Origin of the sequence: Bradyrhizobium sp. MOS003, from assembly GCF_003020125.1 — a bacterium.
Classification (GTDB): Bacteria; Pseudomonadota; Alphaproteobacteria; order Rhizobiales; family Xanthobacteraceae; genus Bradyrhizobium.
The window spans coordinates 185,204-199,861 of sequence record NZ_PYFW01000004.1 but is presented as its reverse complement, the minus strand read 5'-3'; the positions used below and the strand labels follow the sequence as shown (position 1 = coordinate 199,861).

Here is a 14,658-nt window from a genome sequence, read left to right as displayed (position 1 = left end):
TTCAGCCCCCCGTCACGGCGAGCTTTCCGAGCCGCCAGGCCGCTCTGGGGTAACCGTCGGTGAGCCGCCACGGCTGCATCTGATGGCGTATCGCCTGGCGCAACCGAACTACGTCGGGAGGCCGGGGAATGCCGGGATCGGCGGGGCCAGCGCGCGCGAAAACTCTGAGATTGGTCGGGTGAATGCCGTAGAGCTCTCGTTGCAGCGCGTGCACACGGAAGCCATGCCGCGCCAGCAGCGCAGTCAATGTCGCACCCGTAAAATAGCTGCGATGTGACACGTGCGCATATTGAAGTCCGATCTGCGACCAGTCCTCCAGATCAGGGACCTCGATCACGAGCCAGCCATCGCGCGGCAACCAGCCGGCGATCACATCAAGCGTTGCGCCCGGCTGCTCGAGATGTTCCAGGACGTGGAACAGTGTGACCATCAGCGGCTGGAATGGGGCGGCGGCCGGCGACGTGAAATCGCCTGCAAGGATGCGGCCGCGCAGTCCGAGATTGTCTTCGCCATAACGTCGCTGCAGCGGGCCGGGTTCGACGCCCCAATAATTCTTGCTGCCGGCGTCGCGGCAAGCTGCCAGAAAGAAGCCGTGACCGGCGCCGATATCGACGATGTCATCGACCACACCCGTGACGCTGCGAATCGCGTTGACGCGATAACCCGCCGCAAGGCGCGACTGGCCGAGCACCTGAGCTGAAAAGTCTCTCACGCCCATCAGCCGCGGATAGAGATCGGCATAGAAGTGGGTTGCGGTGTCGCCCGCGAGCCCCCGTGCCAGATAGACCGTCCCACAATCCCTGCAAATCGACAGGTCGACGCGCAGGAGATATCGATCGCGGCGCAGCACGCGCAGCGGCTTGCGCGCGTTGCAGACAGGGCAAGGCAGCGGCTGCAGGTGCCTGTCGAGGCGATACAGATCTGGCAGGAGGGAAAAAGCTGACTGACGCATGAACGTAGCGAGTGATGGGCCCGCTACCGACGAGACCCCGCTCAACCGCAGCTCTCGCCCAATACGGTATTCATCTCCTATCAGGTCGGCACGGAAAGCGCCACCGCGCTGAGGTGTGGCAAGACCTAAATCTTTCGCCTGGGTCGACATCTACAACGCCAGAGGCTCTATGGATTCTGCGACCTCGCCGAGCCGTCCAGTATCTCGCAGCTCTGGTTTTCGATTTCGGCCACCCGTCGGCCAAGGGCGGTTTGCATCACGCTCACCGACCGGTTGCGTCTCCGAAGAGTCGTGTCGAACAAGGTGGCGAGGCCGTGAGCGGCAACTGGCTGGGACCAGATAAACCGGCCTGGTCTCTCACAGCGATCCAGCCTTTCCGGCACCGGACAAAAGAAAGCGCGGCGCCCCGTGAGAGCGCCGCGCCAAATCAGTTCGTGACGATGTCCGCTCAGTACCCGCAGGACGCGCAGTTCATCTGCACCGGGGCGTAATAGGAATAGCCGGGCGAGACCATCTCGACTCGCTGGCGCGTGGCATATTGCGGCGGGATATGCTGGTACTGCACGCTCGGCGGCGCGACCATGACGGTCTGCGGCACCATCACGGTGCGGTATTGCGCCGGCGTGCGGTGCGCGACGGTTGCGCCCGGCGACACCATCACGGTCTCGTCGACCGTGCGGTATTGCGGCTGCAAGTATTGCTGCTGGTAGCAGGTCTGGCACGGCGGCGGTGCGTAGCAATTGTAGCAGCCGGCGGAGGCCGCGCCCGTCATGGAAATCGCGGCGACGGCGGTGGAGAAAACGACGGCGAGAGTACGAGACATTATGCGGCGCCCCAGTTGCCCGAAATGGATTTGCGAAGGTGGCCGCATTATACGCCGCAAAATTTGGGGCTGCTGAAGTTCGTCGAGGCATCCTTAATACGAACGGCCGGCTTTCGCCGGCCGTTCAGAACTTGTTGACCATGCGCGATCGCATCGTTCGCAATCACACCAGGCGCACGACGCTCTCAGTTCGAACGACGCTTCACCTCGCGCACCGCACCGCGCGCGGCGCTGGTGGTGAGTGCGGCATAGGCCTGCAGCGCAGTCGAGACGTTGCGCTTGCGGCCCACAGCCTGCCAGGCGGTATCGCCCTTCGCCTCCTCCGCGGCACGGCGGCTGGCGAGCTCCTCGTCGGAGACCTCGAGCGTGATGCTGCGGTTCGGGATGTCGATGGCGATACGGTCGCCGGTCCGCACCAGGCCGATGTTGCCGCCTTCGGCCGCTTCCGGCGACAGATGGCCGATCGACAGGCCCGAGGAGCCGCCGGAGAAGCGACCGTCGGTGACGAGCGCGCAGGCTTTGCCGAGGCCCATCGATTTCAGATAGCTGGTCGGATACAGCATCTCCTGCATGCCCGGGCCGCCGCGCGGGCCCTCGTAGATGATGACCACGACCTCGCCGGCGACGACCTTGCCGCCGAGGATACCTTCCACCGCTGCGTCCTGGCTTTCGAACACCCGCGCCGGGCCGGAAAAGGTCAAGATCGAGGCGTCGACGCCCGCGGTCTTCACGATGCAGCCGTCCTGCGCAAGATTGCCGTAGAGCACGGCGAGGCCGCCGTCCTTGCTGAAGGCGTGCTCGAGATTGCGCACGACGCCCTTCTCGCGATCGGTATCGAGCTCGTCGTAACGGCGCTCCTGGCTGAAGGCGACCTGGGTCGGGATGCCGCCGGGCGAGGCGCGGAAGAAGGTGCGGACCGACTCGCTCTTGGAGCGCTTGATGTCCCAGCGCTCCAGCGACTCCTTCATGGTCGGCGCATGCACGGTCGAGACCGAGGTGTCGATCAGGCCAGCGCGATCGAGCTCGCCGAGAATGCCCATGATGCCGCCGGCACGATGCACGTCCTCGACATGAACATCGGCAACCGACGGCGCGACCTTGCAAAGCACGGGCACGCGGCGCGATAGCCGGTCGATGTCCTGCATGGTGAACTTGACCTCGCCTTCATGCGCGGCCGCCAGCAGATGCAGCACCGTGTTGGTCGAGCCGCCCATCGCGATGTCGAGCGTCATCGCGTTCTCGAACGCCGTGAAGTTCGCGATGTTGCGCGGTAGCACCGAGGCATCGTCCTGCTCGTAAAAGCGGCGGACGATATCGACGATGGTGTGGCCGGCCTCGACGAACAGGCGCTTGCGATCGGCATGGGTGGCGACGACCGTGCCGTTGCCGGGCAGTGCAAGGCCCAGCGCTTCGGTGAGGCAGTTCATGGAGTTGGCGGTGAACATGCCCGAGCAGGAGCCGCAGGTCGGGCACGCCGAGCGCTCGATCACCTTGACGTCCTCGTCGCTGACCTTGCTATCGGCCGCGGCGACCATGGCGTCGATGAGGTCGACGGCCTTGGTCTTGCCGGCCAGCTTGACCTTGCCGGCCTCCATCGGACCGCCCGAGACGAACACGGCGGGGATGTTGAGCCGCAGCGCGGCCATCAGCATGCCGGGCGTGATCTTGTCGCAGTTGGAGATGCAGACCATGCCGTCGGCGCAGTGCGCGTTGACCATGTACTCGACGCTGTCGGCGATCAGCTCGCGCGACGGCAGGCTGTAGAGCATGCCGTCATGGCCCATCGCGATGCCGTCATCGACCGCGATGGTGTTGAACTCCTTGGCGACGCCGCCGGCCTGCTCGATCTCGCGCGCGACCAGCTGGCCGAGGTCCTTGAGATGGACGTGGCCGGGCACGAACTGGGTGAAGGAGTTGACGACCGCGATGATCGGCTTGCCGAAATCGCCGTCCTTCATGCCGGTCGCGCGCCAGAGGCCGCGGGCACCGGCCATGTTGCGGCCGTGGGTGGTGGTGCGGGAGCGATAGGCTGGCATGGCGGTTTCCGTCCTGGTTGGGTCAGCCGGGCGGGGAAATGTGATGCCGCCTCAGGCCTTTGTGGCCGGATAGCGCACGGGATGGGCTGGTGCAACGGGAACTTGGGCTGGAGGCGGCGGGATCGGCCCGTCGCAGGCCTCCCCTGCTCCCGGCGCGTGGGCTGGTCCGTGCCCCGGACGCAGCGCAGCATCTCTTCGACGGTGCGCTGCAGAGCCGGGGCCCAGAACTTGCGCCGGCATGGGTCCCGGTTCTGCAGAGCGGCACTTCGTGCCGCACCGCGCCCGGGACACGAGACCTCCGAGCCCTAATGCACGGTCGGATCGAGCCGGTCCCGCAGCCAGTCGCCGATCACGGAGACCGCCAGCGTGGTCACGACGATGGTGGTCGCCGGTGCCAGCATGATCCAGGGCGCCCGGGTCAGATATTCGCGGCCGTAGCCGACCATATTGCCGAGGCTGGTCATCGGCGGCTGCACGCCGAGGCCGAGGAAGGACAAGCCTGACTCCATCAGGATCACCTCGGGAAAAACCAGCGTGGTCGAGACGATCAGCGTCGAGGCGATGTTGGGCAGGATGTGGCGGAGGTAAATCCGGGGCGGCGTCGCGCCCAACTGGCGGACGGCGGCGGCGTAGCCTTGCGCATTGGCCGAGATGGCAAGGCCGCGGGCGATGCGAGCGTAGCGTTCCCAGCCGAACATGCCCATCAGCCCGATCAGCAGCGGCAGCGAATTGCCGAAGAAGGCGAGCACGGCCAGTGCCATGATCAGGAAGGGCATGCTGGCCTGGAAGTCGGTCAGCATCAGCACAAATTGCTCCACGGCGCCGCGAAAATGCGCGGCGAGGAAGCCGAGCGTGGTGCCGACGATCGCCGAGATCGCAGTCGCACCGAAGGCGATCAGGAGCGAGATGCGGATGGAGACGAGCAGCCGCGACAGCACGTCGCGGCCGAGTTCGTCCGTGCCGAGCCAGTGCGCGACATTGCCGGGCGCCGCGAGGCGATTGCGCAGGTCGAGCTGGGTGTAGCCGTAAGGCGCGATTTTCTCGGCGAAGGCTGCGATCACAAGCATCGCGACGATCCAGGTCACCCCGAGGGCGACCGACACCGGAATCGCCGGGAGACTGATGCGGCGGCGGATGATGGTATCCTTCAGCGTGGCGTCGGTCATGCGTGCGCTCCTTTGGCGCGCAGCCGCGGATCGAGGAAGCCGTAGAGGAAATCGACCACCAGGTTGGAGGTGACCATCGTCATCGCGACGAGCAGCAGAATGCATTGCACGACGGCAAGATCGCGGTTGGCGACGGCGACGACCAGCAGGCGCCCTACTCCCGGCCAGGAGAACACACTCTCGACCACCACGGCGCCCGCGATCAGCGTGCCCACCATGAAGCCGAGAATGGTGACGGTCGGGATGGCCGCATTCGGCAGTGCGTGCGAGGTCACCACCTTGCGCCACGGCACGCCCTTGGCGGACGCCGTGCGGATATAGGGCTGGCCCAAAACCTCCAGCATCGCGCTGCGGGTGAAGCGCGCCAGCACGGCCGCACCACCGAGGCTCAGCGTCACGATCGGCAGGATGGCGTGACGCCAGCTGTCCTGTCCGCCCGACGGCAGCCAGCCAAGCTGCACGGCGAACACGAGCACGAGCAGCAGTGCGAGGACGAAACTCGGCACGGTGAAGCCGGCGACCGCGGTCATCATCACGGCGCGGTCGATGGCCGAGCCCCGATGCAGCGCGGCGTAGATGCCGGCGGGGATACCGAGCACCACCTTGAAGAAGAATGCCGGCAGCGTCAGTGCCAGCGTCGCCGGAATGCGCTCCAGCACCAGCTCGATCGCGGGCCGTCCGTCGCGCATGGAACGGCCGAGCTCGCCCTTGGCGATGGCACCGAAATAGTCGAGATACTGAAACCAGATGGGATCATCGAGGCCCCAGGCCTTGCGGAACGCCGCGAGCACCTCAGGCGGCGCCTCTGGCCCCAGGATCATCAGCGCGGGATCGCCTGACAGCCGCAGCACGACGAAGGCGAAGGTGACGACCAGCACGATCGTCAGCGCGGCGCGGCCGAAGCGAATGGCGAGATAGCGTCCCATCACGCGGCGTCCCGCGTCTCGGCGCCGGTGACGAGATGACAGGCGACCTGCCTGTTACCGCCGACGGTCGACAACGCCGGCACCTCGCGCGCACAGCGCGCGATGGCGCGCGGGCAGCGCGGATGGAAGGCACAGCCTTGTGGGCGCGCGGCCGGATTCGGCGGATCGCCCGCGAGCACGATACGGCCTGCGCTGCGGCGGCCCGGCGCGGGCGAAGCCGAGACCAGCGCCTGCGTATAGGGATGTTCGGGCCGCGCGAACAGATCGTCCGCGCTGCCGATCTCGACGATGCGGCCGAGATACATCACCGCGACGACATTGCTGATCTGCCTGACGACGCGCAGATCGTGGCTGATGAACAGCAGCGTCAGTCCCAGCTGGGCCTGGAGATCGCAGAGCAGGTTCACCACCTGCGCCTGGATCGAGACGTCGAGCGCGCTGACGGGCTCGTCGCAGACCAGGAAATCCGGCTTAGTCGCGAGCGCGCGTGCCAGCACGATACGCTGGCGCTGGCCGCCGGACAGCGCACCCGGATAACGCGCGCCATGCGCGGGCGTGAGCTCGACCGCGCGCAGCAAGTCGCGCACGCGGTCCTCGCGCTCGGCGGGTGTGCCGAGTCCGTGGATGTCCAGAGGTTCGCGGATCTGGGTTGCGACCGGCAAGCGCCGGTCCAGCGCGCCCAGCGGGTCTTGGAAGATCATCTGCATGCGCGCGCGTTGCGTACGCCAGGCTGCTGTAACAGGCGCAGCCATCGACTTGCCGTCGAACCGCACCTCGCCGCTGTCGGGCGGCTCAAGGCCGAGCACGATGCGCCCGGTGGTGGATTTGCCCGAGCCGGATTCGCCGACGAGGCCGAGCGTCTGGCCTTTAGGGATGGTCAGTGACACGCCGTCCACAGCATGCACGGCCGCAGTTCGGCCGAACATACCGGAGCGCATCGAATAACTGCGGGAGATTTCGGTGACCTCGACGAGCGGCGGGCTCATTCGGCGGCGATCCCGAGCAGCGCGCGGCGCGAGGCCTCGGCGCGGATGCAGGCCACGGCGCGCTCGTTCGCAATCGGTGCCAGGGTCGGCGCGGCGAGACCACAGGGATCCGATGCCAGCGCGCAACGCGGTGCGAAGGCGCAGCCATCAGGCATCATCGCGGGATCGGGCACCGTTCCCGGGATGGCGGTAAGACGGCGGCGTGGTCCATCAAGCGGCGGCAATGCACCGATCAGACTTTGCGCATAGGGGTGCACGGGATCGGCGAACAGCTGGTTGCTCGGGGCTTCTTCGACGATGCGACCGGCATACATCACGGCGACGCGGTCGCAGTTCTCGGCGACGACGCCGAGATCGTGGCTGATCAGCACCATCGCCATGCCGAACTCGCAGCGGATCGACGACAACAGCTCCAAAATCTGCGCCTGGATGGTGGCGTCGAGCGCGGTGGTAGGTTCGTCCGCGATCAGAACGTCAGGATTTCCAGCGAGCGCCATCGCGATCATGATGCGCTGGACCTGGCCGCCGGAGAATTCGTGCGGATAGGCCTCCAGCCGCCGGCCAGCGTCAGGAATGCCGACGAGGTCGAGCAGCCGCCGCGCTTCCGCCTTCACGGCGTTGCCCTGGAGATCGCGATGCAGCGCCAAGGATTCGCAGAGCTGCTTGCGGATGGTCAGCACAGGGTTGAGCGCGCTCGCCGGATCCTGGAAGATCATGGCGACCCGCCCACCCCTGACCCGGTCGAGCTGGGCGGCCGGCGCGCCCAGGATCTCGCGTCCGTTGAGCCGCACCGAACCCGTCACCTTGGCGTGCCGCGGCAACAGCCCGAGCGCGGCAAGCCACGTCACCGACTTGCCCGATCCGGACTCGCCGACGAGGCCAAGCGCCTCGCCCTTGCCGAGAGCGAGATCGACGCCGCGCAGGACCGGCACGCCGTTGAAGGCGACGCTGAGGCCCTCGATGTTGACCAGTGGTGCCACGCTCACGCCTCGAAATTGCCGGCGCGGAAATCCATCGCAAAGGCCGGCGATGCCTTCCACTTGATTGACTTCGGCTTGGCTGTGAAGGTCGCGTTCTGGTGCAGCACCGTATAGGCAGGATCCTCGCGCTCGGCGATCTCCAGCATGCGGCGGAACGCCTTCTTGCGCGCGGGCCGGTCGGTCGAGGTCTCCAGGAATTCGGAGAGCTTGTTCAGCTCGACATTGGTCCATTCGCCGATCTGCTGCTGCTGGCCGTTCGGGCCGTGCTGAGCCACCAGCGACGACACCGGATCGTTGAAGGCGGCCGAGTTCGACCAGTCACGCACGGCGCGGGTGGGCGCGCGCTCCATGACCTGCGACCAGTTCTCCTTGGTCTCGATCTGGACGTTGAGGCCGACCGACTTCCACATCTCGACCAGGACCTGCGCGGTCGCGACCTGGTTGGTGTAGTAGTTGTTGAGCAGGCGATAGGGAATCGGATCGCCCTTGTAATTGGCCTGCTTGAGCAGATCCTGCGCGAGCTTGGGATCATAGTCCGGAACGCTCCAGTCGGCGTTGAACATGTCGCCGTAGAATTCCCACTGCAGGCCCTTGGGCACACGAGTGCGGCCGGCCCACAGGCTGTCCACGATCGCCTGGCGATCGATCGCGTGGGTGAAGGCGCGGCGCACCAGGGGATTGGCGAGCTGGGCGTGATTCTTGTCGAACACGGTCAGGCGATGGTTGAGGATGGTGCCGCCCTGCACTTCGAACGCGGAATTCTTCTCGATGCCGGCGATCTGGTCCGGCGGAATGTCGCAGGCGAACTGGTACTCGCCAGACAAAAGGCCGTTGATGCGGCTTGCGACTTCAGGGACTTCGAGGAACCGGATTCGCTTGAGCGGCGGACGGCCGCCCCAATATTCGTCATGTGCTTCAAGCATCAGCGACACGTCGGGCTTGAGCTCGACGACCCTGTAGGGGCCGGTCGTCACGGGCTTGCGAGCCCAGTCGAGATAGCTCGCGGATTCGTCCCAGGCGCGGCGGTTCATGATGTCGGAACCGTAGCGCGACAGCCGGCCCTCGATGGTGACGTCGGGCGTCGCGTTGTAGAAGCGCACGGTGTATTTATCGACGGCATCGACGCGCACGAGGTCCGGCCAGATCCGGCGTGCGACCGCGGGGACATCAGGCGGCAATTCCTTGCCCGGCCGTGGCGTCGGGATCCTCTCGAAGGCCTGGATCGTCGAGCGGCTCTTGGCCTCGGTCTCGCCGAACATGCGCTCGCGGCTGAAGGTGAAGACGACATCCTCGGCGGTCAGCTCGTCGCCATTGTGGAACTTGACGCCCTGGCGCAGCTTCACTTCGACGGTCTGGTCGTCGATGCGGCGCCATTCGGTGGCAAGGCCCGGAACGGCCTCCAGGCTGCCGCGCCAGTTCTTGGAGATCAGGCCTTCCCAGATCGAGGAGAAGAACACGCGCTCGCCGACGTTGGACTGCTCGCGCAGCACGTCGAGCACGTTCGCGTTCGTCACCTTCTGCACGGCGATCGTCACCGACGGACGGCTGTCGCCCTGCGCGATGGCAAAGCGCGGCAGCAGCAGCGTGCCTGCGGCAGCGCCGCCGGTTTTCAGGATGGTGCGACGGGTGAATTTGCTCATGGCGGTAGCCTCGGATAGTGCGGTTATTCGGCGAGACCGAGCGCGGCGAGATGGGCGGCACCGGCGCGGACGTCGTCGTGGTTGCGGAGTTCGAGGATCAGCCGCGGGCTGGAATTCAGCCGTCCCAGAGCGCGGAATACGGCGACCCAGGGAATGTTGCCCTCGCCCGGCGCCCAGTGCCGGTCGGCGAAGCCGTCGGTGTCCTGCAGATGCACATGCGTGAGCATGTCGCCGGCGGTCTCGACGTAATAGTCGACTGGCGGCGCGCCGGTCGAGATGTGGGCGTAGTTGGCATGTCCGGTGTCGAGCGAGACGCGGACCTTGGCGCTTTCGAGCGCCTTGGCGAGCCGCACCCGGTCGCGCGGATCCCTGTCCTCGATGTTCTCGATGACGATCTCGCAGCCGATGGTTTCGGCGCGCGCGATCACTTCGGCGAGCGTCGCCTTGACGCGTTCGACGATATTGGCGCGGTTGTCAGGATAGAGATCGAGATTGTTGTGATCCCAGGTCGTGAACGGCGAATGGATCACCATCTGCGTCGCGCCGAGGAATTCGGCGGCATCGAGGCCCTGGATCAGGCGCTTGGTCACAGCCTGGCGGATCATGGGATCGTGGCTGTCGATCTTGAAGCCCCAGAACGGACCGTGGATGCCGAGCCGGCCGGTATGACCGGAGAGCAACTGTTTGATCTCGCCGGCCGTGCTGCGCCAATCGCCGTCGAGCAGATCGGCGCGGAAGAAATCCTGGATCTCGAGATCGCGCTGCCGGTCGAGAAGCCAGTCGCGATGCGCGGGGATCGATTTGATGGACAATGCTGCGCCCAGCACCGGCTTCGACATGGTTTGCTCCTTGATCGTCAGCGATGACGGGAGCAGCGCTAGACCAGTTCAATGACAGGCCGGTGAAATGCAGGTTCCGCAGCGTGAGGAGATGTGGATATCTCCTGGCGCGCGTCGTTTGAGGTCGGCGCGATCGCGGCGCCGATGCCGAACGGACACATGGCAAGCGGTATCTGTGTCCGTAGTGATCCGGAATGGAGTCCTATCGCGATGTCACGTACATCGCGTGCATCGATCGGCGGCCACTTCCACGGGCATCACCCTCTGATCGCGCTACATGGGGTTGGGGGACCGCATGGGGCGTGGGATTGAAGGCTGGGGCAAGGTGACGAGGTCCGGACTCCTAGGCACTCCGGACCTCGAAGCTTTCTGATATTGAACGCAGCAACGCGCCGTCCGGTTGGGGCATCCGGGCGGCGCGTTGTCGTTTCGGGGCGTCTTTCGATCAGCGCGTCTGCGGTTCGATCGTCACCGTGCAGTCGCCCTGCCCTTGCGTCGCGACCACGATGTTGCCGGCCGGCGCGCCGAGGGCGATCGGTGCGGACGAGCTGCCATCCGGCATCTGAACTGTCACGCTCAGCGAGTCCGTACGCCCGGTCGAACCGACTGTTGTCGGCTCGGCCTCGGCGACATTGCCCGATGCATCGCGGCGCATGATCCGGCAATTCAGGCTATTGCTCGTCGTGCTTCCGGCCGCTGCGACGCTCGACGTGGCGCTGCCGCCCATCTGCGCGCGGGCGCGCGACGGATCGCGCGGCACCTGGCTGACGATGCGATGCGTGCGCGGCTCGACGATGACGACGTCGTCATCGGTCGTAAAATACTCGTAGTCCCGGTATTCCGGCTCGATCGAGATGATCTCTGGCGGCACCCGGTGGAGACGCACGCGCGGCGGGATCGTCTCGCCCACCCGAATCGAAATGTTCAGGTTGCGCTCGGGCTGCGCCAAACGCGCACGGCTCACGGTTTCGGAGATCCGCACCTGCTTCTCGGTGGTCACGCTGGTCTGCTGACCGACTTGCGTGCCGGTCCGAGTGGTCTGATTGACTTGATTGGTCTGCGTGCCGGAAGGCGCGGTTTGGGCGTTGTTGGTGGGCGCCGTGCGGTTCGTGTCCGTCGCGGTGGCCGGCCGGTTGTTCTTTTGCTCGGCCGCATCGCGCGGAGGCTGGTTCTGCTGGCCAGCGGGGCCAGCCTTGGACTTCTCGGACTCGGCGGTTGATTTCTGCGGCGCGGACTTGTCCTGCTTGGTCTCGGCGCTGCTCTTGCCGGTCTCGCGGCCTTGTTTCGTGGTGTCGGCTTCACGGTTGCGATCGCGCGAAGGCTCGCGGGATTCTTGTGCCTGATCCTTCGCCTTCGGTTGGTTGCGCTCGGCAGAACTGGCCGGCTGGCGCTTGTCGTCATTGGCCTCTTGCTTGGCAGCGCCGCCCTTCTCCTCGCGGCCGGCGCCCTGCAACCGTTCTTGGGCCCCCTGCGCGCGCTCTTGAACGCGCTCCTGAGCGGCGCCTCCGCGTTCGGGCGCAGCACCCTTCGCCGGTTCCTCGGTTCGTTTCGGCTCGCTGCGCTCGCCGGGCGCCTGGGCGTAGGCCAATCCGGATGCGAGCATAAGTCCAACGGCAGCGGTCGATAACATCAAGTGTTTACGCATGGTCTCTCTCCTCGACAATTCGCAACAACAGACGCGAACGCTCTGTCGATGCGATTGTTCCTGAGCGGAACGAGGGGCGATCAGGCCGCGCTCACCATCGGGTCCTTCAACGTGAGCCGGGCAGTGAACGTCACGCTGGTCTTGCCGACCAGCGCCATGCCTTCGATCTCGGCGCCCCCGGCGGAATAGTCACCCGAGAAACCGCAGGTGACCTCCCTGCCACCGAACGCCAGCGTTCGGCCGACTGCTTCGGTGTGCTGGTTGACGGTCATGTCGCCGCGCCACTTGCCGTTCCGGAAGGTGTAGCTGCCGGTGTAGTAGAAATAGCTGTCGCCGCCCATGATGCGTCCGTTGCAGAGCACGACGACGCCCCTCGCCTGCCCGCGCTTGCCGTCGCGCATTTCGATGTCGAAGATGTAGAGGCCGTTGACGACCCTGGCCTCCTCCGCTTTCGCCCCATCCCCGGCCGACATCCGATCATCTCCCCAACAATCCGCCCCGATCAGTGCGGCACGTTCCGCTCGAGATCCTCGAGCCAGGCCACCGCGCTCGAATCCGACGGCGCGCGCCAGTCGCCGCGCGGCGACAGCGAGCCGCCCGCCGAGACCTTCGGGCCGTTCGGCATCGCGGAGCGCTTGAACTGGCTGAAGGCGAAGAAGCGGCGCAGGAATACCTCGAGCCAGCTGCGGATCTCGTTGAGATCGTAGGCCTTGCGCCGGTCGTTCGGAAATGCCGGCGGCCACTCGCCCTTGGCGACGTCCTTCCAGGCGTGCTGCGCCATGAAGGCGATCTTTGACGGACGCATGCCGAAACGCAGCGTGTAGAACAGGTTGAAATCCTGCAACTCGTACGGGCCAACGGACGCCTCGGTGCTCTGCGGCCTCTGGCCGGGTTCCACCGGCACCAGCTCGGGCGAGATTTCGGCGACCAGGATCGAGCCAAGCGTGCGGTTGACGTCGCTGCTGAACTGCTTCGATGCGATCACCCAGCGGATCAGATGCTGGATCAGCGTCTTCGGCACGCCGGCATTAACGTTGTAATGTGCCATCTGGTCGCCGACACCATAGGTGCACCAGCCGAGCGCGAGTTCGGAGAGATCGCCGGTGCCGATGACGATGCCGCCGCGATGGTTGGCGAGCCGGAACAGATAATCCGTGCGCAGGCCGGCCTGCACGTTCTCGAAGGTGACGTCGTAAACCTTCTCGCCCCTGCCGAAGGGATGACCGATGTCCTTCAGCATCTGCGTCGCGGTGGTGCGGATGTCGAGCTCCTGCCAGCTCGTCTGCAACGCCTGCATCAGCGCCAATGCATGGGTCTTGCTCTCGCTGCCGGTGGCAAAGCCCGGCATAGTGTAGGCCAGGATGTTCTCACGCGGCAGGCCAAGCAGGTCGACCGCCTTGGCGGCGACGATCAAGGCGTGGGTTGAATCGAGCCCGCCCGAGACACCGATCACGACGCGCTTGGTGCCGGTGGCGCGCATGCGCTGCACGAGGCCGGCGACCTGGATGTTGTAGGCCTCGTAGCAATCCTGCTCGAGCAGGCTTTCGTCGCTCGGCACGAACGGAAAGCGCTCGACCTTGCGCAGGAAGCCGATGTCGGCGGCGGGCGGCTTCAGCGCGAATGTCACCTTACGGAAAAACGCCTCGCGCTGGCGGCGGTTGTCATCGAACGTGCCCATCGCGGCACGTTCCTGCCTGAGCAGGTCGAGATCGACGTCGGCATAAGTGATCTGGCCGCCCTGGCGGAAGCGCTCGCCCTCGGCCAGCAGCACGCCGTTCTCATAGATCGAGGTCTGGCCATCCCAGGCGAGATCCGTGGTCGATTCCCCGGCGCCAGCGGCGGAATAGACGTACGCAGCAAGGCAACGCGCCGATGTCGATTGGCACAGCAACGCGCGCGATCGCGCCCGGCCGATCGTAATCGGGCTGCCCGAGAGATTGACCAGCACGCTGGCGCCCGCAAGCGCGAGCTCGGCAGACGGCGTCACCGGAATCCACATGTCCTCGCAGATCTCGACACCGATGGTGAGACCAGGAACATCGTCGGCGGAGAACAGGAGGTCGACGCCGAACGGCGCGTGCAACCCGCCGAATGCGATCGTCTCTCCGGCCACGCCGGCGCCGGAGGCGAAATGCCGGCCCTCGTAGAATTCGCGGTAGGTCGGCAGGTAAGACTTCGGCACCACGCCAAGAACGTTGCCGCGATGAATGACGACGGCGCAGTTATAGATGCGATGGCCAAAGCGCAGCGGCGCGCCAACGATCAGGACCGGCATCAGTCCCGCGGAAGCCTCGACGAGGCCTACGAGGCCGCGCTCGACCGCATCGAGCAGCGGGTCCTGCTTGACCAGATCCTCGATCGCATAGCCGGACAGGCACAGCTCGGGAAACACGGCGACCGCTACCGACTGCTCATGGCAGGCACCGGCCGCCGCCAACACAGCCTTCGCGTTGGCCGAGGGATCGGCGACATGGGACGTGGTGACGCAAGCCGCCACGCGCGCAAATCCGTGGGCGTAGATCGAGTGGAAAGTCATCGAGCGCAGTACCCTTGATATCTTGGCTGCCGAAGCCGTCAGCTCCGGACCCTATGTAGCCCATCGCCCCCATCCCGTGCAGGCCATCCGCCGTCATGCATAACGGATTTGCGCCGTGGTCTGCTCTGC

At 65.8% G+C, this 14,658-nt stretch carries 12 protein-coding genes; all 12 read right to left on the bottom strand.

Features of this window, described 5'->3' with window-relative positions; translation table 11 throughout:
• Position 1 precedes the first annotated feature (1 nt).
• Entirely contained in the window at positions 2-1,102 is a 1,101-nt protein-coding gene (locus C7G42_RS19805; RefSeq protein ID WP_106950643.1) for a class I SAM-dependent methyltransferase, read from the bottom strand.
• A 298-nt stretch (positions 1,103-1,400) separates the two neighbouring features.
• A complete protein-coding gene (locus tag C7G42_RS19800) occupies positions 1,401-1,724 on the bottom strand; it encodes a hypothetical protein (RefSeq protein ID WP_106951062.1) in 324 nt (107 codons plus the stop codon).
• A 236-nt stretch (positions 1,725-1,960) separates the two neighbouring features.
• On the bottom strand, positions 1,961-3,811 hold the full coding sequence (gene ilvD, locus C7G42_RS19795; protein WP_106950642.1) for a dihydroxy-acid dehydratase: 1,851 nt from the start codon (positions 3,809-3,811) through the stop codon (positions 1,961-1,963).
• Positions 3,812-4,116: 305 nt separating this feature from the next.
• The gene (locus tag C7G42_RS19790) at positions 4,117-4,977 is read right to left on the bottom strand and encodes an ABC transporter permease (protein WP_106950641.1); all 861 of its coding nucleotides are present in this window, start codon (positions 4,975-4,977) and stop codon (positions 4,117-4,119) included.
• Positions 4,974-5,903, bottom strand: a complete 930-nt coding sequence (locus C7G42_RS19785; RefSeq protein WP_162308548.1) for an ABC transporter permease — start codon at positions 5,901-5,903, stop codon at positions 4,974-4,976. The genes C7G42_RS19790 and C7G42_RS19785 overlap by 4 nt, the downstream gene beginning before the upstream one ends.
• Positions 5,903-6,889, bottom strand: coding sequence for an ABC transporter ATP-binding protein (locus C7G42_RS19780; protein WP_106950640.1), 987 nt, complete (start codon positions 6,887-6,889; stop codon positions 5,903-5,905). Before C7G42_RS19780 ends, C7G42_RS19785 begins: the two co-directional genes overlap by 1 nt.
• A complete protein-coding gene (locus tag C7G42_RS19775) occupies positions 6,886-7,869 on the bottom strand; it encodes an ABC transporter ATP-binding protein (protein ID WP_106950639.1) in 984 nt (327 codons plus the stop codon). The genes C7G42_RS19780 and C7G42_RS19775 overlap by 4 nt, the downstream gene beginning before the upstream one ends.
• A 2-nt stretch (positions 7,870-7,871) precedes the next feature.
• Complete coding sequence (locus C7G42_RS19770) at positions 7,872-9,509, bottom strand: ABC transporter substrate-binding protein (RefSeq protein WP_106950638.1); 1,638 nt, start codon at positions 9,507-9,509, stop codon at positions 7,872-7,874.
• A 23-nt stretch (positions 9,510-9,532) separates the two neighbouring features.
• Positions 9,533-10,348 carry a sugar phosphate isomerase/epimerase family protein gene (locus C7G42_RS19765; RefSeq protein ID WP_106950637.1) on the bottom strand — a complete coding sequence of 272 codons (816 nt, stop codon included), beginning with the start codon at positions 10,346-10,348 and terminating at the stop codon, positions 9,533-9,535.
• A 445-nt stretch (positions 10,349-10,793) separates the two neighbouring features.
• The gene (locus C7G42_RS19760) at positions 10,794-11,936 is read right to left on the bottom strand and encodes a DUF1236 domain-containing protein (RefSeq protein WP_245427838.1); all 1,143 of its coding nucleotides are present in this window, start codon (positions 11,934-11,936) and stop codon (positions 10,794-10,796) included.
• Between the two features lie 137 nt (positions 11,937-12,073).
• Positions 12,074-12,466, bottom strand: a complete 393-nt coding sequence (locus tag C7G42_RS19755) for a GrlR family regulatory protein (protein ID WP_199581010.1) — start codon at positions 12,464-12,466, stop codon at positions 12,074-12,076.
• A 29-nt stretch (positions 12,467-12,495) separates the two neighbouring features.
• Positions 12,496-14,529, bottom strand: coding sequence for an NAD(+) synthase (locus C7G42_RS19750; protein ID WP_106950635.1), 2,034 nt, complete (start codon positions 14,527-14,529; stop codon positions 12,496-12,498).
• Positions 14,530-14,658: the final 129 nt, after the last annotated feature.